Source organism: Sphingopyxis sp. NJF-3, assembly GCF_053514865.1.
Genome location: NZ_CM130726.1, coordinates 2,237,324 through 2,259,878 on the forward strand (window position 1 = coordinate 2,237,324; position 22,555 = coordinate 2,259,878).

Here is a 22,555-nt window from a genome sequence, read left to right on the forward strand (position 1 = left end):
ACAAATTTTCCAGATGAGTCAACAAGGAGGAGGAAAAGGTCAGAAACCGCCAAAATATAGGGGGTAGCGGGCTATTTCGAGGATGTCGCATCCCGGCCCGCAAGGTCGTACATCGCGGTCCCCGCGAGCAGGAAGGCGCCGCTGCCATAGAATTGCGTCTCGCTGCCCGACACGCTGTCGGGGCGGTCGCCGACCTGCTGGACCCAGCCGAGCATCCCGTTGGGCTGCACCGCGCGCACCAGCGCATTCCAGCCGCGAATCGCCGCAGGCCGATAGGTCGCGCGGTCGAGCAGGCCCGCATCGACTCCCCAGGCGAAGGCATAGGTGAAAAAGGCGGTGCCGCTCGTTTCGATCGGCGTGCGGGGATCGGTGTCGAGCAGCGAGGCCGACCAATAGCCGTCGGGCTTTTGCAGCGTGACGAGCCGCACCGCCATCGCCCTGAACAGCCCCTCATAATAGGGCCGCTGCGGATCGTCGGGCGCCATCGCCTGCAGCATGCGCGCGATCCCGGCGATCACCCAGCCGTTGCCGCGGCTCCAGAACAGCTTGCGTCCCTTTGCGTCGCGCATGTCGAAAAAGCGGCTGTCGCGAAAATAGAGATGCTCGGCGGGGTCGAAGAGATAGTCGGTCGTCGCCTTGAACTCTTCATGCGCGAAGGTGGCGAAGCGCGTGTCGCCGGTCGCCTGCGCGAGCCGCAGCAGCGTCGGCGGCGCCATGAACAGCGCGTCGCACCAGCACCAGCGATCGGTGCAATCGGAACTGTTCTTTCCAGGCTGGTGCTGGATGAATTCGAGCGAACCCGCCGGCCGGTTCGCGAGGACATGGTCGAAATAGGCGCGCGTCGGGGCGATCGCCGCCGCCGCCGCCCCGTGGCGCGCCGCCCATATCCATGCCTGCGCGATCAGTTGGTCGTCGGCGTGAAAAGGCCGGTCGCCCAGCGTCCATCGGGTCTCGCGGCCGAGCGCCATCAGCGGATCGGCATAGCGGCGGTCGCGCTGCGCCAGCTCGGTCAGCGCGACCCAGAAGGTCGCCTGCTGCCAATCGCGCGGCTCGCGCACGCTCTTGCGCGCCAGCGGCATCGCGGCCCAATTGGTGCGGTTGGCGAGCTGCCAGTCGGCGACGCGGCGCGTCTCGGCAAGGATTTCGGACGCGCGCGGCATGGCGGGCTCGGCCTGGGCGGCCTGCACCGGCGCGGCGGCAAGGACGAAGGGCACAAGCAGGCTCAGCGACATATCATCTCCCCTATTGCGGAACGGCATTCCACCGGCTTTCGGCCCGATCGCCCTCTCTCCCGAACGACCGTGCCATCGCTCATGACACCGGTAACAATCTCTTTCCTTTTCGCGCGGATATGTCAATAAGGTTGTCAGACAACTATCCAGTGGCACAGAGGGAAACGAATGCCGAAAATCGTGTCAGCCCGGATCATCACGACATGCCCGGGACGCAATTTCGTGACGTTGAAGGTCGAATGCGACGACGGCACGACCGGGGTAGGCGACGCGACGCTCAACGGGCGCGAGCTCGCGGTTGCGAGCTATCTCTCGGACCATGTCGTACCGTGCCTGATCGGGCGCGACGCGCACCGCATCGGCGATACATGGGAATTCCTCTATCGCGGCGCCTATTGGCGGCGCGGGCCGGTCACGATGACTGCGATCGCCGCAGTCGACATGGCGCTGTGGGACATCAAGGGCAAGCTTGCGGGGCTGCCCGTCTATCAGCTGCTCGGCGGCGCGGCGCGCGAAGGCTGCATGGTCTACGGCCATGCCAATGGCGCGACGATCGAGGATACGATCGAGGCGGCGCTCGACTATCGGCGCCAGGGCTACAAGGCGATCCGCCTGCAATGCGGCGTTCCCGGCCTGCCCTCGACCTATGGCGTCAGCGGCGACCGCTATTTCTACGAGCCCGCCGACGCCGACCTGCCGACCGAGAATATCTGGTCGACCGAGAAATATATGCGCGTCGTCCCCGAACTGTTCGCGGCGGCGCGCGAGGCGCTGGGGTGGGACGTCCACCTGCTCCACGACATTCATCACCGGCTGACCCCGATCGAGGCGGGCCGGCTCGGCCGCGACCTCGAACCCTGGCGTCCCTTCTGGATCGAGGATGCAACCCCGGCCGAGGATCAGGAGGCGTTCCGGCTGATCCGCCAGCACACCACCACCCCGCTCGCGGTGGGCGAGATATTCTCATCGATCTGGGACTGCAAGGCGCTGATCGAGAACCGGCTGATCGACTATATCCGCGCCACCGCGCTCCACGCCGGCGGCATCACCCATATGCGCGCGATCGCGGCGCTCGCCGATCTCCACCAGGTCCGCACCGGCTGCCACGGCGCGACCGACCTGTCGCCGGTGACGATGGCGGCGGCGCTTCACCTTGGCCTTTCCATCCCCAATTTCGGCATCCAGGAATATATGCGCCACACCGCGGAGACCGACGCGGTCTTCCCGCACGCCTATCGCTTCGCGGATGGCATGCTCCACCCCGGCGACGCGCCGGGGCTCGGCGTCGATATCGACGAAGCGCTCGCCGAAACCCATCCCTATTCGCGTGCCTATCTGCCGGTGAACCGGCTCGAGGACGGCACGATGTGGAACTGGTGATGCGCGCGCTGCTTGTCGCCGCCGTCCTGCTGGCCACCGCGGCCGCGGCCAGCGAGCATCAGCCGATGCGCCCGGCCACCGCCGGAGAGCGGCAACAGCATGCCGCGGCGCTGATCGCCGATTATCGCTACGACGACCTCCTCTGGGAAAACGACCGCATCGCCTACCGCATCTATGGCCACGCGCTCGAAGCCGCCGAACCACCCTCCTCGTCGGGGATCGACGCCTGGGGCAAGCGCGTGCGCTGGCCCTATATGGACCGCCAGCTGCGCACCGGCGACCAGCACGCCGACCATGGCGAGGGGCTCGACTTCTACAATGTCGGCACGGGCCGCGGCGTCGGCGGTCTCGGCGTCTGGTACGACAACAAGCTGTGGACCTCGCGCAACTATGTTCGTCCGCATATCCTGAGCGCCGGCCCCGACGCCGCCGATTTCACCGTCGACTACGACCCCTGGCCGGTCGACACGGTGCGAACGGTGCGCGAGACGCGGCGCTTCACCCTGCCCGCGGGCACGAATTTCACCCGCCTGACCTCGACCATCGCATCGAGCAGCGCCGACGAGCTGGTGATCGGAATCGGGATATCCAAACGGCCGATCACCGGCGGCGCACTGGGCGAAATCCGCAAGAACGCTAGGGCCGCGCGGATGAGCTGGTGGGGCCCCGCCGACGGCGACAAGGGCCGGATGGCCGCGGCGGTCATCGTCGACCCCGCGGCCTTCGCGGGCTTTGCCGAGGATGCCGACAATTATCTGATCCTCGTCCGCGTCACGCCGGGCAAGCCCTTCGTCTATTACAGCGGCGCCGCATGGGACAAGGGCGGCGACCTCGCGCGCCAAGCCGACTGGAACAGCTATGTCGATGCCGAGCGGCCGGATTTCCGGCCCTAGCCAGCGCCAAAGGCCGATGATAACGGTTCCGGCCATGGCAACGAAGGCGGCGTCGCTGGCCGATGATCTGGTCCAGCGATTCGAGGAACAGATCGAATCGGGGGAAATGCCGCCGGGTGCGCGTTTTCCGACCGAAAAGGCGATCACGGAGGCGTTCGGCGTCAGCCGCACCGTCGTGCGCGAGGCCTATTCGCGCCTCGCCGCGCGCGGGCTGCTCGAATCGCGGCGCGGGTCGGGCGCCTATGTCCCCGAAGGCGCCCAATATCGCGCCTTCCAGATCGCCGCCGACGAGGTCGGCGAGATCGAGGATGTGCTGAAGCTGCTCGAAATGCGCATGGGGTTCGAGGCCGAAATGGCCGACCTCGCGGCGCGGCGGCGCACCGACGCAGATCTCGCCGCGATCCGGCGCGCGCTCGACGCGATGGAGGACAGCGCCGACGTCGACGCCTCGGTGAGCGCCGACGCGGGCTTCCACGCCGCGATCGCCGCGGCGACCGGCAATGCCTATTTCCTTCGCTTCACCCAGTTCCTCGGGGTGCGGATGGTTCCCTCGCGGCGACTCTATCTGCAGGGCAGCGACAAGCCGAGCCACCAGCATTATGCGCGCACGATCAACCGCGACCACCGCGCCATCTATGCCGCGATCGAGGCCGGCGACCCCGCCGCCGCTCGCCGCGCCGCGCGCCGCCACATGGAAAAATCGATCGCCCGATACCGTGCGATGCAGGACGCGATGCCATCAGCCCCGTCATTGCGAGCGAAGCGAAGCAATCCAGAGTAGCGTAAACCGCCTTGGATTGCTTCGCTTCGCTCGCAATGACGGTGATAAATCAGGGCCTTGATGCATTGAACGCCCCCTCACCCCTCCCCGCTCCGGTCGATCATATCCATGAAGTCGCGCGCCGCGTCGCGCTCGGCCGCGTCCTTGAACGCGACATCGAGGTCGGGCGCTGCGCCGAGCATGTAGAGCAGCGACCAGAGCGCGAAACGGCGCCCGCGGTTCGTCTCCAGCCCCAGATCGACGCGCATCCGCTCGGTCCCCGCGGCAAGCGCCTCGGGGTGGACCGCGGCGAGATCCGCCGTCCCGAAATAGCGCCGGAGCTGGTCGTCGAAATCCATCGCCTGCCTCTTTCCTTCAAAGCCCCTCCCCTTCAGGGGAGGGGTTGGGGTGGGGGCTGTCCAGGTTGTGCAAGGCCGATGGCCCCCACCCCGCTCGACTAGGCCCGGCTGCGCCGGACCAAGTCTCTCTGCCCCTCCCCTTCAGGGGAGGGGTGAGAAGCCGGCAAACCCGAACGCCCGCGCCGTCCGGTTGTCAAGCCGCGGGCGCCCCGGTAGGGCGGCGGCGTGAACAACAGCATCGAAATCGGAACCGACGGCGCCGGCCGGCCCGTGCACGTCAACGTGCAGGAACTGCTCGCGACGCGGCTGCTCGTCCAGGGCAATTCGGGATCGGGCAAGTCGCACCTGCTGCGCCGGCTGCTCGAGGAGAGCGCGGGACTCGTCCAGCAGGTCGTGATCGATCCCGAGGGCGATTTCGTCACCCTCGCCGACGCCTACAGCCATGTCGTGATCAACGCCGGCGACTATAACGAGCGCGAGATCGCGACGATGGGCGCGCGCATCCGCGAGCATCGCGCCTCGATCATCCTCAGCCTCGACGCGCTCGATATCGAGGCGCAGATGGGCTGCGCCGCCGCCTTTCTGAACGCGCTGTTCGACGCGCCGCGCGAGCACTGGTTTCCCGCGCTGGTCGTCGTCGACGAGGCGCAGATGTTCGCGCCGAGCGCGTCGGGCGACGTCTCCGACGCGGTGCGCCGCGCCAGCCTCGCCGCGATGACCAATTTGATGTGCCGCGGGCGCAAGCGCGGGCTCGCGGGGGCGATCGCGACCCAGCGCCTCGCCAAGCTCGCCAAGAATGTCGCGGCCGAGGCGAGCAATTTCCTGATGGGCCGCACCTTCCTCGACATCGACATGGCGCGCGCCGCCGACCTGCTCGGCATGGAGCGGCGGCAGGCCGAGGCGATCCGCGACCTCGAACGCGGCTGCTTCCTCGGGCTCGGCCCCGCCATCGCGCGCCGCCCCGTCTCGGTGCGGATCGGGTCGACCCAAACCCATTCGCGCGCGGGAACGCACGGGCTGCTGCCGCTGCCCGACGCCGAGCCGCAGGACATGCGCACCATGCTGTTCGCGGCGATGGAGGCCGCGCCGCCCCCGCCGCCTCCGCCCGCGCCCGCCCCGGTCGCCGCCGGCGAGTTGCTCCGCCGGATCAGCGAGAGCGACGACAGCGCCGCCCCGGTCGCGCCGACGGTCCCCGAAGCCGCCGAGGCCGACGCCGCCGATGTCGAGGAAGCGATCGCAGCGGCGCTGCGCGAAATGCTCGCCGACCCCGAATGCGCCTTCCATCCCGAAAGCTTTCTCTATCAGGATTTCTCGGTGCGCTGCCGGATGCAGCGGCTCGCGCGGGTGCCCCTCGATCTCGCCGCCTTCCGCCGCCGCTTCGCGCTCGCCAAGGGCGGCATCTTCGACCCCGCCGAGCCGCGCTGGCACGAGATGCTGGGCGCGGCGGCGCGGCTCCCCGACGACATGCTCGCCCCCTTCGTGCTGATCGCGCGCGCCGCGGCCGAGGGACTTCCCTGCCCCGACGACGACGAGCTCGGCCGCGCCTACGGCACCCGCTCGCCGGGCCGTGTGCGCCGGCTCGTCGAATATATGGAGCGGCAGGGCGCGGTCGTCGTCCGCTCCGACTTCGGCGGCCGCCGCTCGATCGGCATCCCCGAGCTGGGGCTGAGTACCGAAGCGGAGTAGAGCATAATGGGGTCGAAACATTGCTGCCCCTCATCTCGTCATCCCGGCGAAGGCCGGGATCTCGCCGGTGCGTTAGGCCGAGACGATGAGATCCCGGCCTTCGCCGGGATGACGATTCTATCAACTATGATCGCGCTTTAGACCTCAGCTCCAACTATCCTTCACCGTCTCCATCGCGACGAAGGTGGAGGTGCTCGCGACGTGCGGCAGGCTCGATATGCGTTCGCCGAGCACGACGCGATAGCGGTTGATGTTCGCGGTGCGGACCTTCAGCAGATAGTCGAAGCTGCTCGCGATCATGTGGCATTCCTCGACCTCGGGGATGCGCCGCACCGCCGCGTTGAACTCCTTGAGCGCCGTCTCGCGCGTGTCGCTCAGCTTGACCTCGGCGAAGGCGACATGGTCCATGCCGATCCTCGCGGGATCGATCGCGGCGCGGAATCCCCGGATCACCCCGCTGCCGATCAGCCGCCGCAGCCGCACCTGGCATGGCGTCTTCGACAGCCCGACCCGCTCGGCGAGCTCGGTCACGGTGATCCGCCCCTCATCGCGCAGAATCGCGAGCATTTTCCGGTCGAACTCGTCCAGATCGCCTGACTTATCGGTCATCCCTAGTCCTTTCGACCATATACCCCCTCAATATAGGCCGATCGACCTTGAGCTTTCCATATCAAAAGTCACCTGCCGGTGGACGATGATAGTAAGGTTGCGCCCATGCCGATCTTCGCCGACTTCGCCCCGCCGATCCGCCCCGCGACCCCGCTCCGCGATGCGATCACCGCCGCCACCCGCCGCGACGAAGCCGAGGCGCTCGCGCCGCTGCTCGAAGCCGCGACGCTGCCCGATCCGCTCCGCGCCGAGATACGCGAGACCGCGCGCCGCCTCGTCACCGCGCTTCGCGCGGGTCGCAAGAGCAGCGGCGTCGAGGGGCTGGTGCAGGAATATTCGCTGTCGAGCGAGGAAGGCGTCGCGCTGATGTGCCTCGCCGAGGCGTTGCTCCGCATTCCCGACGATGCGACGCGCGACGCGCTGATCCGCGACAAGATCGCCGACGGCGACTGGAGCGCGCATCTCGGCGACGGTCGCTCGCTGTTCGTCAACGCCGCGACTTGGGGCCTCGTCGTCACCGGCAAGCTCGTCGGCAGCGTCGACGACCGCGGCCTCGGCGCCGCGCTCGCGCGCCTCGTCGCGCGCGCCGGCGAACCCGTGATCCGCCGCGGCGTCGACCTCGCGATGCGGCTGATGGGCGAACAGTTCGTCACCGGCGAGACGATCGTCGAGGCGCTGAAGCGCGCCAGGGCGATGGAGGCCAAGGGCTTCGCCTACAGCTACGACATGCTCGGCGAGGCCGCGACGACGATGGCCGACGCCGACCGTTACTACGACGATTATCAGCGCGCCATCGACGCGATCGGCAAGGCGTCGGCGGGGCGCGGCATCTATGCGGGGCCGGGCATATCGATCAAGCTGTCGGCGCTCCATCCGCGCTATTCGCGCGCGCAAGCGGGCCGCGTGGTGGGCGAGCTCTTGCCGAGGGTGAAGGCGCTCGCGCTTCAGGCCAAGGGCTATGACATCGGCTTCAACATCGACGCCGAAGAGGCCGACCGGCTCGAACTCTCGCTCGACCTGCTCGAAAGCCTCGCGCTCGACCCCGATCTTTCGGGCTGGAACGGCCTCGGCTTCGTGGTCCAGGGCTATGGCAAGCGCTGCCCCTTCGTCATCGACTGGATCGTCGACCTCGCGCGCCGCGCGGAGCGGCGGATCATGGTGCGACTGGTCAAGGGCGCCTATTGGGACGCCGAGATCAAGCGCACGCAGGTCGACGGACTCGAAGGCTTTCCGGTCTACACGCGCAAGGTCCACACCGACGTCGCCTATATCGCGTGCGCGCGAAAGCTGCTTGCCGCGACCGATGCGGTCTTCCCGCAGTTCGCGACGCACAATGCCCAGACGCTCGCCACCATCTATCGCCTCGCGGGCGATGATTTCGCGATCGGGACATATGAGTTCCAGTGCCTCCACGGCATGGGCGAGCCGCTCTACGAGCAAGTCGTCGGCGCGAAGAAGCTGAACCGGCCGTGCCGCATCTACGCCCCCGTCGGCACCCACGAGACGCTGCTCGCCTATCTGGTGCGCCGCCTGCTCGAAAACGGCGCCAACTCCTCCTTCGTCAACCGCATCGCCGACCCCGCGGTGCCGGTCGACGAGTTGATCGCCGATCCCGCCGAGGTCGTCCGCGCGATGCCGCATCCGGGCGCGCAGCACGACCAGATCGCGCTCCCCGCCGACCTCTACCCCGACCGCCGCAACTCGGCGGGGCTCGATCTCAGCAACGAGCGCCAGCTTGCGGCGCTCGCCGACGCGCTGAAAGAAAGCGCGGCGATCGACTGGCGCGCCGCCGCGGCCGATGGCGAAGGCACGCCGCGCGCGGTGCGCAACCCCGCCGATCATCGCGATCATGTCGGCACCGTCGTCGAGGTCTCTCCCGACGCGGCGCGCGCCGCCGTCGCCCGCGCCGCGGCCTCCGGCTGGGGCGCGACCCCGGTCGCGACGCGCGCCGCGATGCTCAACCGCGCCGCCGACGCGATGCAGGCGCGCATGCCGATCCTCCTCGGGCTGATCGTCCGCGAGGCGGGCAAGTCGCTCCCCAACGCGATTTCCGAGGTACGCGAGGCGATCGATTTCCTGCGCTATTACGCCGCGCAGGCGCGCGCGACCTTCGGCCCCGGCCAGGTCCCGCTCGGCCCGATCACCTGCATCAGCCCGTGGAACTTCCCGCTGGCGATCTTCACCGGCCAGGTCTGCGCGGCGCTCGTCGCGGGCAATCCGGTGCTCGCCAAGCCCGCCGAGGAAACCCCGCTGATCGCCGCCGAGGGCGTGCGCCTGCTCCACGAAGCGGGAGTACCCGCCGACGCGCTGCAGCTCGTCCCCGGCGACGGCGCGATCGGCGCGGCGCTGGTCGCGGCGCCCGAGACCGCGGGGGTAATGTTCACCGGCTCGACCGAAGTCGCGCGGCTGATCCAGGCCGAACTGGCGAAACGCCTGTCGCCCGCGGGGAAACCGATCCCGCTGATCGCCGAGACGGGCGGGCAGAACGCGATGATCGTCGACAGCTCGGCGCTCGCCGAACAGGTCGTCGGCGACGTCATCGCCTCGGCCTTCGACAGCGCGGGCCAGCGCTGTTCGGCGCTGCGCATCCTCTGCCTGCAGGACGATGTCGCCGACCGCACGCTCGCGATGCTGAAGGGCGCGCTTGCCGAACTCGCGCTCGGCCGCCCCGACCGGCTCGCGGTCGACATCGGCCCCGTCATCACCGCCGAGGCCAAGGCCAATATCGAAAAGCATATCGACGCGATGCGCGCACTGGGCCATCGGATCGAGCAATTGCCGATCCCCGCCGAGGCCGCGCACGGCACTTTCGTGCCGCCGACGATCATCGAGATCGCCGACATCGCCGACCTGAAGCGCGAGGTTTTCGGCCCCGTTCTCCACGTCCTGCGCTACCGCCGCGAGCGACTGGGTGAGGTGACCGACGCGATCAACGCGACCGGTTACGGCCTCACTTTCGGCCTCCACACCCGGCTCGACAAGACGGTCGCCGACGTGCTCGCGCGGGTGAAGGCGGGCAATTGCTACGTCAATCGCAACACCATCGGCGCGATCGTCGGCACCCAGCCCTTCGGCGGCTGCGGCCTGTCGGGCACCGGGCCAAAGGCGGGCGGTCCGCTCTATCTCGGCCGGCTCGTGGCCACCCCGCCGGTGTTCGCGGCGCGCGCGGGACATCTCGATACGCCGCTCGACGATTTCGCCGACTGGCTCGATGCGCAGGGTGAGACGGAGGCCGCGGCGACCGCGCGGCGCTATGAGGGCGCCTCGGCGCTCGGCGCCGAACTGCTGCTCCCCGGCCCGGTCGGCGAGCGCAACGTCTATGCGCTCCATCCGCGCGGCCGCATCCTGCTGCGCCCCGCGACGCGCGCCGGCCTGTTCGAGCAGATGGCGGCGGTGCTTGCGACGGGCAATCGCGGCGTCGTCGAAGGGATGGACCTGCCCGCAGGTCTGCCCCGGCGCGTCGCGGCGGCCTTTTCACCCGGCGGCAAAGGCCCGTTCGGCGCCGCGCTGGTCGAGGGCGACGCCGCGCGGGTCGCCGACACCGCGGCCGCCGTCGCGGCCCTCCCCGGCCCGATCGCCTCGCTCCATGCGGCGAGCCGCGAACCCGGCCTCGCCTATCACCCCGACTGGCTGCTCGAAGAGGTCTCGACCTCGATCAACACCACCGCTGCGGGCGGCAACGCCAGCCTGATGATGATTGGGTGAGCGTGTAAGGCGAGACTGACCCACCTTCGTCATTGCGAGCGCAGCGAAGCAATCCAGGGCGGGTTACGCCTACTCTGGATTGCCGCGTCGCTTCGCTCCTCGCAATGACGATTCAACGGATGCCGTCCCACAACTACCGCAGCTGCCGCTTCTCCAGCTTCCGTGCCAGCGTGCGCCGGTGCATGCCCAGCCGCCGCGCGGTCTCCGAAATGTTGAAGCCGGTTTCAACGAGCGTCTGGTGGATATGCTCCCACTCGACAGTCTTGATCGACGACGGCCGGGCGTCCAGCGGCGCATCGACATTGCCCTCGGCGCGATCGAACGCCGCCTCGATGTCGTCGGTGTTCGACGGCTTGGCGAGATAATAGGAGGCGCCCAGCTTGATCGCCTCGACCGCGGTCGCGATGCTCGCGAAACCGGTCAGGACGACGATCCGCATCGCGGGGTCGGCGGCGCGCAGCGTCTGGACGCAGGCCAGCCCGGAGGCGCCACCCAGCTTCAGGTCGACCACCGCATAGCCCGGCCGATAGCCCGCCAGCACCGCCTCCATCGCGTCGGGACTCGCCGCGGTGCGCACCTCGTAATCGCGCCGCTCGAACGAGCGCTTCAGCGTCCGCGCGAACGCCTCGTCGTCCTCGACGATCAGCAATTGCCGCCTGCCGGTCATGGCGCCTCTCCCTCGCCCGGCGCGATGGCGGAGATCGGCAGCAGGATACGCACGAGCGCGCCGCCCGCGTCGCGGTTCGCGACGCTCGCGCCGCCGCCCAGCTTGCGCAGCACATTGACGAGCAGGAACAGCCCCAGCCCGCCGCCCGGCCGCCCCTTGGTCGAGCGATAGGGCTGGCCGAAATGTTCGAGCATCTCGTCGCTGAACCCCGGCCCGCGGTCGGCGATCTCGATCACCGCCATGTCGCCGTCGCGCGAGGCGGTGACGCCGATCCAGTCGGGCGACACCTCGGCCGCATTGTCCATGACGTTGCCGATCACCTGCCGCAGCGCTGGGTCGGAGACGATGGCAACGTCGGCGCCGAACAGGTCGTTGAACTCGACCGTCCCCGGCAACCGCCCAGCGCGCGAATCCTCGACGATGTCGGTCAGGAAGGCGCGCATCGTCGTCAGCCGCGGCGCGACCCCGCGCGCCTCGCCCGCCGACATCAATATGCCGCTGACGATCGTCTTGCAGCGCCCCACCGCGGTATCCATGTCGACGAGATCCGCCTGCAACTCGCCATCCTTCGCGAGCCGCGGCGCGCTCCGCCAGTCGCCGATCAGTACCGACAGCGTCGACAGCGGCGTGCCCAGTTCGTGCGCCGCGCCCGACGCGAGCAGGCCCATGCGGACGATATGATCCTCCTCCGCCGCGCGCTGGCGCGCCGCGGCCAGTGCCGCGTCGCGGTCGCGCAGATTGCGGCTGATCCGCGTCACAAAGGCGACGAGCAGAACCGCGATCAGCACGAAGCAGACGAGGCTACCCTGGAGGTAAAGGCCGAGCGGATCGGCGGCGTAGCGCGCGGGGAGCAGCAGCGGCGTCGGGTCGACACGCAGCGCCGCGAGCGCGGCGAGCGTCGCCGCGACGATCGCCCACGACGAACGCGGCGTCAGCAGGATCGCGCCGATCACGACCTGGAGCAGGAAGAGCGAGGCGAAGGGGTTGGAAAGCCCGCCGCTATGGTGAAGCTGCCACGCGAGCGCCGCGACGTCGAACAGCAGCGCGGCGGTCAGTTCGATGTTGGTGACCGCGCGCCCGCGGCGGAGCAGCGCGAGACTCGCGACGTTGATCGCGACCAGCACCGCGACCGCTGCGAACAGCGGCGCCAGCGGCAGCGCGATGCCCATCAGTCCGATGACGACGCCGATCGTCGCGAGCTGGCCGCCGACCGCTAGCCAGCGAAGCTGGATCAGCAGCGTCATGTTGCGGCGGCCGGCGTCGGCTTCCGGCAGCGCGCTCGTCAGCGAGGTATCGGCCATCAGGCGTCCCTATTGGACCGAAGCCGCGCCGGACGCCACAGCAACCAGGCGAAAAACAGACTGAGCGCGGCGAGCGCGAACCAGGTCAGCGCATAGACGAGATGGCTATCGCGAAAGCGCACCACGGTCAGCCCGCCGACCGGATAGCCGCCCGCATTGGGCGCGGCGTCCGCATCGAGGAAATAGGGGGCGACGCGCCGCAACCCACGCGCGCTGGCGATGGCCGCGACGTCGCGCGAATACCAGCGCCCCGCCGCGCCATCATTGGCGCGCAGAAAGGCGCCGCCGGGCTCGCTGATGCGCAGCAGCCCCGTCACGGTGACCATCCCGCCCCGATTCCCCGCGGCGCGCGTCGTCGCAGCGCGCTTGTCCGGCGGCACGAAGCCGCGGTTGACGAGCAGGGTAAAGCCCGGCGTCTCGAGCGGGGTCAGGACCCAATAGCCCGCGCCGCGTGTCGTCACCGCCTGCACCAAAGTCTCGCGATCGTGGCGAAAGCGGCCGGTCGCGCTGATCCGGCGATAGGCATCGCGCGACGCCGAAATGCCCGGCCATTCGGTCGGCCCCGGCGCGGCGACCGGCGGCCGGTGGATGCGCGCATCGACCGCGGCGATCAGCTCATGCTTCCACGCGCGCCGCTCGACCTGCCAGACGCCGAGCGCGACGAAGCCGGCCGCGAACAGCAGCGCCAGCGCCGTCAGCAGCCGGCGTTTCACGGCAGCTGGTTCATGTCGTGCGGCATCGGCATCATGTTGGTGTTGAGGTGATGCATGACCCACAGCGACCCCGCGAGCGCGATGCCGAGGACGATGATCGTGAAGACGAGCGAGATCAGCGACCAGCCGCCTTCGGCCTTCGGCGTCATATGGAGGAAGAAGACCATGTGGACGACGATCTGCGCCATCGCAAAACCCATGATGATCGCCGCGGTGGCGCCCGCCGATAGCGGCATCGTCATCACCAGCCAGAAGGGGATGGCGGTCAGCACGACCGACAGCGCGAAGCCGATCAGATAATCGCGCAGCGAGGCGTGCGGCATCTCGATCTCGTGCGGATGGGCCGTATCGCCGTGGGTGGGATCGGGACTCATTGCAGCATTCCCATCAGATAGACGATCGTGAAGACGCCGATCCAGACGACGTCGAGGAAGTGCCAGAACATCGACAGGCACATGACGCGGCGCTTGTTGGCGGGGATCAGCCCGTGCCTGCCGAGCTGGACCATCAGGGTCAGCAGCCAGACGATGCCGAAGGTGACGTGCAGCCCGTGCGTCCCGACCAGCGTGAAGAAGGCGGACAGGAAAGCGCTGCGCTGCGGCGTGGCGCCGATGTGGATCAGGTGCTGGAACTCGTAGAGCTCGATCGCGAGGAAGGCGGCGCCGAACAGCGCCGTCACCGCGAGCCATATCTGCGTGCCGCGCACCTTGCCTTGCTGCATCTGAAGCACCGCGAAACCAAAGGTGATCGACGAGATGAGCAGCATCGCGGTGTTGAGCGCGACCAGTGGCAGCTCGAACAGGTCCTTCGGCGCCGGCCCCGCGGCATAATTGCCGCCGAGCACGGCGTAGCAGGCGAAGAGGATCGCAAAGATGAGGCAGTCGCTCATCAGATAGATCCAGAAGCCCAGCATCGTGCTGTGCCCCTCGGGATGGGCATGTTCGTCGAGGTCGTAGAAGCGCAGCTCTTCGTCCGCGGCGGCGAGGGTCCTGGTGCTCATGTCAGGCTCCCGTCGCCGCGAGCTGGCGGGTGCGCGCGTCTTCGACGGCCGCGACGGTCGCCGCCGGAATGTCGAAATCGCGCTTGTAGTTGAAGGTGTGGACGATCGCCGCGCCGATCAGCGCGATGAAGCTCGCCACCACGAGCCACCAGATATGCCAGACGAGGGCGAAACCCATCACCAGGCTGATCCCCGCGAGGATGATCCCCGCGCCGGTGTTGCTCGGCATATGGATGTCGCGGAAGCCCGTCACCGGGCGGCCGTGGCCACGCCGCTTCATGTCGTGCCAGGCGTCGAGGTCGTGGATCACCGGCGTGAAGGCGAAATTATAGTCGGGCGGCGGCGAGCTGGTCGCCCATTCGAGCGTGCGCCCCTCCCACGGATCGCCGGTCTCGTCACGAAGCTGGTCGCGGCGCCAGATGCTGACCGCGAACTGGACGAGCATCGCCGCGATGCCGACCGCGATCACCGCAGCGCCGATGCCGGCGACGACGAACCAGATCTGCAGGCTCGGATCGTCGAACACGCGCATCCGGCGGGTGACCCCCATCAGGCCGAGGATATAGAGCGGCATGAAGGCGAGCCAGAAGCCGACGACCCAGCACCAGAAGCTGATCTTGCCCCAGAAGACGTCGAGCTTGAAACCGAACGCCTTGGGCCACCAGTAATTGATCGCCGCGAACAGGCCGAACAATACGCCGCCGATGATGACGTTGTGGAAATGCGCCACGAGGAACAGCGAGTTGTGCAGCACGAAGTCGGCGGGCGGCACCGCGAGCAGCACCCCGGTCATGCCGCCGACGACGAAGGTCAGCATGAAGGCGACCGTCCACATCATCGGCAGCTCGAAGCGGATGCGGCCGCGGTACATGGTGAACAGCCAGTTGAAGAGCTTTGCGCCGGTCGGGATCGAGATCACCATCGTCGTGATGCCGAAGAAGCTGTTGACGCTCGCGCCCGACCCCATGGTGAAGAAATGGTGCAGCCACACGAGGTAGCTGAGGATGGTGATACAGATCGTCGCGTAAACCATGGACGTATAACCGAAAAGCCGCTTGCCCGAGAAGGTCGAGGTGACTTCGGAGAAGACTCCGAACAGCGGCAGGATCAGGATATAGACTTCGGGGTGACCCCAGATCCAGATCAGGTTCACATACATCATCGGCGAGCCGCCGAAGTCGTTGGTGAAGAAATTGGTGCCCACGTAGCGGTCGAGGGTCAGCAGCGCGAGCGTCGCGGTGAGCACCGGGAAGGTCGCGACGATCAGGATGTTGGCACAGAGACTGGTCCAGGTGAAGACCGGCATCTTCATCAGCCGCATGCCCGGCGCGCGCAGCTTGAGCATCGTCACGATCAGGTTGATGCCCGACAAGGTCGTGCCCACGCCGGCGATCTGGAGCGACCAGATATAATAATCGACCCCGACATTGGGACTGTAGGCGACCCCCGACAGCGGCGGATAGGCGAGCCAGCCGGTCTGCGCGAATTCGCCGACGAACAGCGAGATCATGCACAATACCGCCCCCGCGGTCGTCATCCAGAAGCTGAAATTGTTGAGGAAGGGGAAACTGACGTCGCGCGCGCCGATCTGCAGCGGGACGATATAGTTCATCAGGCCGGTGATGAACGGCATCGCGACGAAGAAGATCATGATCACGCCGTGCGCGGTGAACACCTGGTCATAATGATGCGCGGGCAGATAGCCCTCGGACCCGCCGAACGCCATCGCCTGCTGGAGCCGCATCATGATCGCGTCCGAAAAGCCGCGCAGGAACATGATGAGGCCGAGGATCATGTACATGATCCCGATCCGCTTGTGATCGACGGTGGTGAACCACTCCTTCCACAAATAGCCCCAGAGGCGGTATTTGGTGATCGCGGCGACGAGCGCGAGACCGCCGATCGCGACCGCGATGAAGGTGATGACGAGGATCGGCTCGTGCAGCGGCAGCGCGTCGAGCGACAGCTTGCCGAGCAGAGGACCGGTTTCGGGAGCGGGATGCGGGGTCATGACGATCTCTTGCAGGCGATCAGGAATGCGGCGGCGCGGAGCGGTCGGCGAACGCGGTCTGTTTCAGGCCGGCGCCGGTGAGCGGGGCGAGGTCGACTGGGGTCGCGTCGGGGCGGTCGCCGCTCGCGATCAGCGGCGAACTGCACAGCGCGCCGACGTAGCGCCGGCCCCAATAGCCAGGCTCGGTGCCGCGCGCGGCGAACTTGTCGTAGGTCAGGCTGCGGACGTTGCCGATCCCCGCGACGCCGGCGCCGCCCGCGGCGTCGATCGACATCATGTCGTGCATGCACATCTTGCCCGGCTCGACGCACATGTTGACGATCGCATCGAAAAGCTGCGGATCGACCGACGCGAAGCGCTGCGCGGGGACCTTCTCGCTCGGCTTTTCGAGCTTGAGATAGACGGCGCGGTCGAGCGTGCCGCCGCCCGCCTTGGTCGCCGCGACCCACGCCGCGAAATCGGCGTCGGACAGGCTCTTCACCGCGAAACGCATGTCCGAAAAGCCCGCGCCCGAATAATTGGCTGAGAAACCCGTATATTGCCCGGTATTGTTGAACACGCCGTGAAGCTTGGTCTCCATCCCCGGCATCGCGTAGATCTGCCCGGCGAGCGCGGGAATGTAGAAGCTGTTCATGACCGAGGAGGCGGAGATGCGGAAGCGCACCGGACGATGCGCGGGAAGCGCGAGTTCGTTGACGGTCGCGATGCCCTGTTCGGGGTAGATGAACAGCCATTTCCAGTCGAGCGCGACGACCTGAACCTCGACCGGCCGCACCTCGGCCGTCACCACCTGCCCCGGCGCGGTGCGCGCGAGCGGGCGGTAGGGGTCGAGCAGATGTGTCGCGACCCAGGTCAGCGCGCCGAGGCAGATGATGATGAGCAGCGGCGCCGCCCAGATCACCAGTTCGAGCTGGGTCGAATGGTCCCAGTCGGGCTTGTAGGTCGCGTGCCTGTTCGCGGCGCGATAGCGCCACGCGAAAAGCACCGTCAGGATCATCACCGGCACGATGATCAGCAGCATCAGCGCGGTCGAGATCAGGATCAGATTGCCCTGCTGGCGCGCGACGTCGCCGGCGGGGTCGAGCACCACCAGATTGCATCCGGCGAGCAGCGGCAGCAGGCCGAGCGGCGCCAGCAGCTTGAATCGGGCGGTCGAACGGGAAAGCATCTTGGGCATATGGGCGCGCCTAGGCCTGGTTTGTTGCAGTGCACATAGGACATTTTGTCCAATCCCCCCGCGGCGCGCTTTGGCGCAGGGGGCATTTCATCAAGGGGCCCTGCCCCTGTTTCCGACTCGCGCGCCCATATGCTAGGGTGCCAGCAGCAGGACCCGAAGATCAATGTCTGCCGATACCGCGCCCAATACGAGCCCTAATACGACGCAGGCCGAACGCGATGCCCGCGCGCTGCACGACGACGGCCACGGCCTCGCGCCCGCGGAGATCGCGATCGGCGTGATCATCGGGCGGACGTCCGAATTCTTCGACTTCTTCGTCTATGCCATCGCCTCGGTGCTGGTGTTCCCGAAGCTGGTGTTCCCGCACCTCGATCCGCTGACGGGCACGCTCTGGTCCTTCGCCATCTTCGCCCTCGCCTTCGCCGCGCGCCCGGTCGGCACCATCATCTTCACCGCGATCGACCGCAGCTACGGCCGCGGCGCCAAGCTCACCATCGCGCTCTTCCTGCTTGGCGGCTCGACCGCGGCGATCGCCTTCCTGCCCGGCTATGCGACGATCGGCCTCGGCTCGGCGCTACTGCTCGCGCTGTTCCGCATGGGCCAGGGCGTCGCGCTCGGCGGCTCGTGGGACGGGCTCGCCTCGCTGCTCGCGATCAACGCGCCCGAGGGCAAGCGCGGCTGGTACGCGATGATCCCGCAGCTCGGCGCGCCCCTCGGCCTGATCGTCGCCAGCTTGCTCTTCATGTTCCTGATCGCGGCGCTGCCGGCGCAGGATTTCCTCGACTGGGGCTGGCGCTATCCCTTCTTCGTCGCCTTCGCGATCAACGTCGTCGCGCTGTTCGCGCGGCTGCGCATCGTCGTGACCCCCGAATATGAGCAAGGCTTCGCGAACCGCGACCTCGAACCCGCGCCGCTCCTCGAAACCGTGCGCTCGGAATGGCGGGTCATCGTCGCGGGCGCCTTCGCGCCGCTCGCGAGCTTCGCCCTCTTTCACATGGTCACCGTCTTTCCGCTGTCGTGGGTGTTCCTCTTCACCGAGGAGACCCCGGTGCGCTTCCTGATGATCGAGGCGATCGCCGCGGTCTTCGGCGTCGCCGCGATCATCGCTTCGGGCATGATCGCCGACCGCATCGGGCGGCGCACCCTGCTCGGCGCGACCGCCGCCGCGATCGCGGCGTTCAGCGGCTTCGCCCCGCAGCTTCTCGGCGCGGGCGAGGTCGGCGAGGCCGCGTTCATGATCCTCGGCTTCATCCTCCTCGGCCTCGCCTTCGGCCAGTCGTCGGGAGCCCTGTCGTCGAACTTCCACCCCCGCCACCGCTACACGGGATCGGCCTTCACCTCCGATCTCGCCTGGCTGTTCGGCGCGGGCTTCGCGCCGATGGTGGCGCTGTGGCTGTCGAGCGAGTTCGGCCTGCTCGCCGCGGGCGCCTATCTCCTCTCGGGGGCGATCGGCACGCTCGTCGCGCTGTGGCTCAACCGCGAACTCGCACGCACGATCGACTGAGCGGGCCCTTCCCGATTTTCGTCACCCCGGACTTGATCCGGGATCCATTCTTCCGGCGCCGGTGTGAGTGGACCCCGGATCAAGTCCGGGGTGACGATAGGGGAATGTCGTCTCGATTCCGCATCCTTGACAAAACAGGTTGACCCGTCTGTATTGGACTCGGAGGATGCGTTCATGGTCAAACCCCTGTTCAAGGCAGCATCGATGGCGGCGATCGCGGCGGCGGGCATCGCGCCCGCAATGGCGAAGGAGGGCGACGCCCAGGTCGTCGAACTCCGGCAGTACAAGCTGGCCGAGGGGCGTCGCGACGCCTTCGTCGAGCTGTTCGAGGACAAGTTCGTCGAAAGCCAGGAGGTGCTCGGTATGCGGCTCGTCGGCCAGTTTCGCGACCATGCCGACCCCGACCGCTTCACCTGGATTCGCGCCTTCGCGGACATGCCGTCGCGCGAGACGGGGCTGAACGCCTTCTATTTCGGCCCGGTCTGGCAGGCGAACCGCGAGGCGGCGAACCCGATGCTCGTCGACAACGACAATGTCCTGCTGCTGCGCCCCGCCGCACCCGGCCTCGCCTTCGCGCCCGCCGCGCCGCGCGAAGCCACCGGCGCGCCGGGCGGCGCGGTATGGGCGGTCATCGAATATCTGTGGAAGATGCCCGACGAAGGTTTCGCCGCCTTCTTCGACCAGCGGATGAAACCGGCGCTGGCCGCAGCCGGAGTGAAGGTCGTCGGCGCCTATGTGCCGCTCGCCGAGCCCAATAATTTCCCGCGCCTTCCGGTCCGCGACGACCGCAAGCTGCTCGTCTGGTTCGTGCGCGGCGACAGCCATGCCGCGATCGAAGCCGCGCTCGCCTCGGCGCGAGCGTCGCCGCGCTGGCGGGCCGAGGTCGAAGCGCCGCTGCGCGATGCCGAGGAGCGCGCGCCGCAGATATTGCGCCTCGACCCGACCCCGCGCTCGGCGCTGCGTTGACGGGAGGGACGGCATGAAGGGACTGCATGATTTCGCCTTCCAGACCGGCGACTGGCGGGTGCGGCACCGCAAGCTGCGCCGGCGGCTCGCGGGGAGCGACGACTGGCACGAATTCGGCGGCATCTGCCGCGGCTGGGAAATGCTCGGCGGCGCGGGCAATGTCGACGATCATTGGCTCGACGACCCCGCGGGCGCCTACACCGCCGCGACGGTGCGGCGCGCCGACCCCGCGACCGGCATCTGGACGATCTGGTGGATCGACCTGCGCTTTCCGGGTCTCGCCGCGCCGCTCGACGGCCGCTTCGAGGATGGCATCGGCACCTTCTTCGGCCAGGACGAGTGGGAAGGCCGGCCGATCGACATGCGCTTCATCTGGTCGAAGATCACCCCGGCGTCGGCGCGGTGGGAGCAGGCTTTCTCCGCCGACGGCGGCGCCAGCTGGGAAAGTAACTGGATCATGGACTTCACCCGCGCATGACCGCCTATACGCTGTTCGGCAGCCTCCATTCGGGCCATTCCTACAAGGCGCGGCTGGCGCTGCTGCTGCTCGGGGTCGAGCATGATTATCGCGCGATCGACATCGCGGTGCCGCGCGAAGCGCGCGACCCCGAATGGCGGCACCACAGCCGCTTCGGCGAGGTGCCGGTGCTGATCGCGAACGGCGTCCCCATCGTCCAGTCGAACGCGATCCTCCTCCACCTCTGCCGCACGCATGGCGCGCTCGGCTGGCCGGAGCAGGCCGACGGCGTCACGAGCTGGCTGTTCTGGGAAGCCAACCGCATCGGCTTCTCGCTGCCCAACTACCGCTTTCACACATTGTTCGGCGATAGCCCCGCCGACGCGGTGATGGCGTGGCTGCACGGCCGGATGACGGCCGATCTCGCGGCGCTCGAGGAGGCGGTGACGGCCTCTCCCTTCCTGCTCGGCGACGCGCTCACCGCCGCCGATATCGCGTGCGGCGCCTATCTTCTCTACCGCGACATCCCCGGCCTCGACCTGGAGGGCTATCCCGCGATAAGCGCCTGGCTTGCGCGCATCGAGGCCCGTCCCGGCTGGCGCGCGCCTCAGGACGTGATGGGATAAGGGCCTCCGCGCGTGCAACGATCCGGCCCCAGAACTCGTTTCTGGTCCATCGCGGGAGACGAACAATGAGCGATCGCTTCAAGGTGGGCGACCATGTCGGATGGAACTCCGAAGCCGGGCACGTCAGCGGCCACATCGTCAAGGTCCATACCAGCAACGTCGATTACAAGGGCTATACGCACCACGCGAGCCCGTCCGAGCCGCAATATGAGATCAAGAGCGACAAGACCGACCATGTCGCGATGCACAAGGGGTCGGCCCTGCGCAAGATCGCGGACTGACGCCTACAGGCCCAGCGAGCGCACCGCCGCCCGGACGTGCGGCACCAGTTCGGCCTCGAACCACGGATTCTTCGCCAGCCAGGGCTGATTGCGCGGCGATGGATGCGGCAGGGGAAGGAAGCCCGAAGGCAGATAGTCGCGCCACGCGCGCACGGTCTCGGCCAGCGTCGCCCTGCGGCTGCGGCCCAGATACCAGGCCTGCGCATAGTGCCCGACCAGCACGGTCAGCCCGATATCGGGCAGCAGCGCCGTCAGCCTGCCATGCCACAGCGGCGCGCATTCGGGTCGCGGCGGATTGTCGCCCGACCCAGCCTTGCCGGGATAACAGAAGCCCATCGGGACGATCGCGACCTTCGCCGGATCATAGAAGGCGGCCGGCGTCAGCCCGAGCCAGTCGCGGAGCCGCCGGCCCGAGGCATCGTCCCACGGAATGCCCGTTTCGTGCACCTTGCGGCCGGGCGCCTGCCCGACGATGCATAGCCGCGCGGTTTCTCCCGCCTGCACGACCGGGCGCGGACCGCAGGGCAGATCGTCGGCGCAGCGCCGGCACGCGCGGATATCGTCGAGCAATTGGCTCAGCGGATTCGCATTCACAGCGACCTAAGCCCTCAGCAGCCGCATCAGGATCGCGACCGTCGCGTCGAGCCGCTCGGGTGACTGCTCAGCCTTCGCCATCGTCATCGCGCCCGAATAGGCGGCGACGATGAAGCCCGCGAGATCGTGCGCGCTGACGCCGGCGAAGGCGGGCGGTTCGGGTTCCGCCGCCAGCCGCGATGCGATCGTCCGCTGCCAGTCGGCGAAGATCGCCTGCAAGGCCTCGCGGAAATCCGAATCCGAAAAGGCGAGCTCGACCGCCAGATTATTGACCGGGCAGCCGCGCACGAAGCCCTGCGCGCGCAAGTCGCCGCTCGTCGCCCCGATCGCGTCCCGCACCCCCTGGGCGACCGTCGGCGCCGCGAGCAGCGGGTCGAGCCACGCCTCGCGCAGCGCGCCCGACACGCGGTCGTTCACCACCGCGAGGCCCAGCGCCTTCTTCGATTCGAAATGATGGTGGAAAGCGCCGCTCGACACTTCCGCGACGCGCTTCACATCCTGCACCGACGTATCGTGATAGCCGCGCGCCTGGAACAGGTCGGCCGCGGCGTCGAGGATGCGCGCGCGCATCCCTTCGGGATCGTTGCTCCTCAGCTTGCCGCGCTTCCTCGGTTCCATCGCGGCGAGCCTAGGC

At 68.1% G+C, this 22,555-nt stretch carries 22 protein-coding genes; 10 read left to right on the top strand and 12 right to left on the bottom strand.

Annotated features, from left to right (window positions below; all coding sequences use genetic code 11):
* Positions 1 to 71: 71 nt before the first annotated feature.
* Positions 72 to 1,232 (bottom strand): glycoside hydrolase family 88/105 protein, encoded by a 1,161-nt coding sequence (locus ACOTSS_RS11020; protein ID WP_448688203.1) that lies wholly within the window; start codon positions 1,230 to 1,232, stop codon positions 72 to 74.
* 168 nt (positions 1,233 to 1,400) lie between these two features.
* Between ACOTSS_RS11020 and manD the strand changes: the two genes are divergently transcribed.
* Genes manD through ACOTSS_RS11035 form a run of 3 tightly spaced genes read left to right on the top strand, consistent with a single transcriptional unit; the run spans position 1,401 to position 4,286 of the window.
* The gene (manD, locus tag ACOTSS_RS11025; RefSeq protein WP_448688204.1) at positions 1,401 to 2,612 is read left to right on the top strand and encodes a D-mannonate dehydratase ManD; all 1,212 of its coding nucleotides are present in this window, start codon (positions 1,401 to 1,403) and stop codon (positions 2,610 to 2,612) included.
* Complete coding sequence (locus tag ACOTSS_RS11030; RefSeq protein WP_448688205.1) at positions 2,600 to 3,505, top strand: DUF4861 family protein; 906 nt, start codon at positions 2,600 to 2,602, stop codon at positions 3,503 to 3,505. The genes manD and ACOTSS_RS11030 overlap by 13 nt, the downstream gene beginning before the upstream one ends.
* Before the next feature lie 34 nt (positions 3,506 to 3,539).
* Entirely contained in the window at positions 3,540 to 4,286 is a 747-nt protein-coding gene (locus ACOTSS_RS11035; protein WP_448688206.1) for a FadR/GntR family transcriptional regulator, read from the top strand.
* Positions 4,287 to 4,363: 77 nt separating this feature from the next.
* On the opposite strand, the gene ACOTSS_RS11040 is transcribed toward ACOTSS_RS11035, so the two are convergent.
* Positions 4,364 to 4,624: a hypothetical protein gene (locus tag ACOTSS_RS11040; RefSeq protein ID WP_448688207.1), complete on the bottom strand. Its 261-nt coding sequence runs from the start codon at positions 4,622 to 4,624 to the stop codon at positions 4,364 to 4,366.
* Between the two features lie 225 nt (positions 4,625 to 4,849).
* Here ACOTSS_RS11040 and ACOTSS_RS11045 point away from each other — a divergent pair, with 225 nt between their 5' ends.
* Positions 4,850 to 6,310: a helicase HerA domain-containing protein gene (locus ACOTSS_RS11045; protein WP_448688208.1), complete on the top strand. Its 1,461-nt coding sequence runs from the start codon at positions 4,850 to 4,852 to the stop codon at positions 6,308 to 6,310.
* Between the two features lie 144 nt (positions 6,311 to 6,454).
* Here the strand turns inward: ACOTSS_RS11045 and ACOTSS_RS11050 are convergent, their stop codons facing one another.
* Entirely contained in the window at positions 6,455 to 6,919 is a 465-nt protein-coding gene (locus tag ACOTSS_RS11050) for an Lrp/AsnC family transcriptional regulator (RefSeq protein WP_448688209.1), read from the bottom strand.
* 105 nt (positions 6,920 to 7,024) lie between these two features.
* On the opposite strand from ACOTSS_RS11050, the gene putA reads away from it, so the two are divergent.
* On the top strand, positions 7,025 to 10,624 hold the full coding sequence (putA, locus tag ACOTSS_RS11055) for a trifunctional transcriptional regulator/proline dehydrogenase/L-glutamate gamma-semialdehyde dehydrogenase (protein ID WP_448688210.1): 3,600 nt from the start codon (positions 7,025 to 7,027) through the stop codon (positions 10,622 to 10,624).
* 133 nt (positions 10,625 to 10,757) lie between these two features.
* Here putA and ACOTSS_RS11060 read toward each other — a convergent pair whose 3' ends face one another.
* From ACOTSS_RS11060 to cyoA, 7 genes are read right to left on the bottom strand one after another with little or no spacing between them, the layout of a single operon-like run.
* Positions 10,758 to 11,291: a response regulator transcription factor gene (locus tag ACOTSS_RS11060; RefSeq protein ID WP_448688211.1), complete on the bottom strand. Its 534-nt coding sequence runs from the start codon at positions 11,289 to 11,291 to the stop codon at positions 10,758 to 10,760.
* Complete coding sequence (locus tag ACOTSS_RS11065; protein WP_448688212.1) at positions 11,288 to 12,592, bottom strand: ATP-binding protein; 1,305 nt, start codon at positions 12,590 to 12,592, stop codon at positions 11,288 to 11,290. Before ACOTSS_RS11065 ends, ACOTSS_RS11060 begins: the two co-directional genes overlap by 4 nt.
* Positions 12,592 to 13,305: an SURF1 family protein gene (locus ACOTSS_RS11070; protein WP_448688213.1), complete on the bottom strand. Its 714-nt coding sequence runs from the start codon at positions 13,303 to 13,305 to the stop codon at positions 12,592 to 12,594. The genes ACOTSS_RS11065 and ACOTSS_RS11070 overlap by 1 nt, the downstream gene beginning before the upstream one ends.
* Entirely contained in the window at positions 13,302 to 13,679 is a 378-nt protein-coding gene (gene cyoD, locus ACOTSS_RS11075; protein WP_448688214.1) for a cytochrome o ubiquinol oxidase subunit IV, read from the bottom strand. The genes ACOTSS_RS11070 and cyoD overlap by 4 nt, the downstream gene beginning before the upstream one ends.
* Entirely contained in the window at positions 13,676 to 14,305 is a 630-nt protein-coding gene (gene cyoC, locus ACOTSS_RS11080; protein WP_448688215.1) for a cytochrome o ubiquinol oxidase subunit III, read from the bottom strand. Before cyoC ends, cyoD begins: the two co-directional genes overlap by 4 nt.
* A 1-nt stretch (position 14,306) precedes the next feature.
* The gene (gene cyoB, locus ACOTSS_RS11085) at positions 14,307 to 16,316 is read right to left on the bottom strand and encodes a cytochrome o ubiquinol oxidase subunit I (RefSeq protein WP_448688216.1); all 2,010 of its coding nucleotides are present in this window, start codon (positions 16,314 to 16,316) and stop codon (positions 14,307 to 14,309) included.
* Positions 16,317 to 16,335: 19 nt separating this feature from the next.
* Complete coding sequence (gene cyoA, locus ACOTSS_RS11090; RefSeq protein WP_448688217.1) at positions 16,336 to 17,493, bottom strand: ubiquinol oxidase subunit II; 1,158 nt, start codon at positions 17,491 to 17,493, stop codon at positions 16,336 to 16,338.
* Between the two features lie 163 nt (positions 17,494 to 17,656).
* On the opposite strand from cyoA, the gene ACOTSS_RS11095 reads away from it, so the two are divergent.
* The 5 genes from ACOTSS_RS11095 (at position 17,657) to ACOTSS_RS11115 (ending at position 21,327) form a co-directional block, all read left to right on the top strand.
* On the top strand, positions 17,657 to 18,997 hold the full coding sequence (locus ACOTSS_RS11095; RefSeq protein WP_448688218.1) for an MFS transporter: 1,341 nt from the start codon (positions 17,657 to 17,659) through the stop codon (positions 18,995 to 18,997).
* A 174-nt stretch (positions 18,998 to 19,171) separates the two neighbouring features.
* Entirely contained in the window at positions 19,172 to 19,963 is a 792-nt protein-coding gene (locus tag ACOTSS_RS11100; protein ID WP_448688219.1) for an NIPSNAP family protein, read from the top strand.
* A gap of 13 nt (positions 19,964 to 19,976) precedes the next feature.
* The gene (locus tag ACOTSS_RS11105) at positions 19,977 to 20,441 is read left to right on the top strand and encodes a DUF1579 domain-containing protein (protein WP_448688220.1); all 465 of its coding nucleotides are present in this window, start codon (positions 19,977 to 19,979) and stop codon (positions 20,439 to 20,441) included.
* Positions 20,438 to 21,046 (top strand): glutathione S-transferase family protein, encoded by a 609-nt coding sequence (locus ACOTSS_RS11110; RefSeq protein WP_448688221.1) that lies wholly within the window; start codon positions 20,438 to 20,440, stop codon positions 21,044 to 21,046. The genes ACOTSS_RS11105 and ACOTSS_RS11110 overlap by 4 nt, the downstream gene beginning before the upstream one ends.
* Before the next feature lie 65 nt (positions 21,047 to 21,111).
* A complete protein-coding gene (locus ACOTSS_RS11115; protein ID WP_448688222.1) occupies positions 21,112 to 21,327 on the top strand; it encodes a DUF2945 domain-containing protein in 216 nt (71 codons plus the stop codon).
* A 3-nt stretch (positions 21,328 to 21,330) separates the two neighbouring features.
* On the opposite strand, the gene ACOTSS_RS11120 is transcribed toward ACOTSS_RS11115, so the two are convergent.
* On the bottom strand, positions 21,331 to 21,921 hold the full coding sequence (locus ACOTSS_RS11120; RefSeq protein WP_448688223.1) for a uracil-DNA glycosylase family protein: 591 nt from the start codon (positions 21,919 to 21,921) through the stop codon (positions 21,331 to 21,333).
* Between the two features lie 6 nt (positions 21,922 to 21,927).
* Positions 21,928 to 22,539, bottom strand: a complete 612-nt coding sequence (locus tag ACOTSS_RS11125) for an LmrA/YxaF family transcription factor (protein WP_448688224.1) — start codon at positions 22,537 to 22,539, stop codon at positions 21,928 to 21,930.
* Positions 22,540 to 22,555 lie beyond the last annotated feature (16 nt).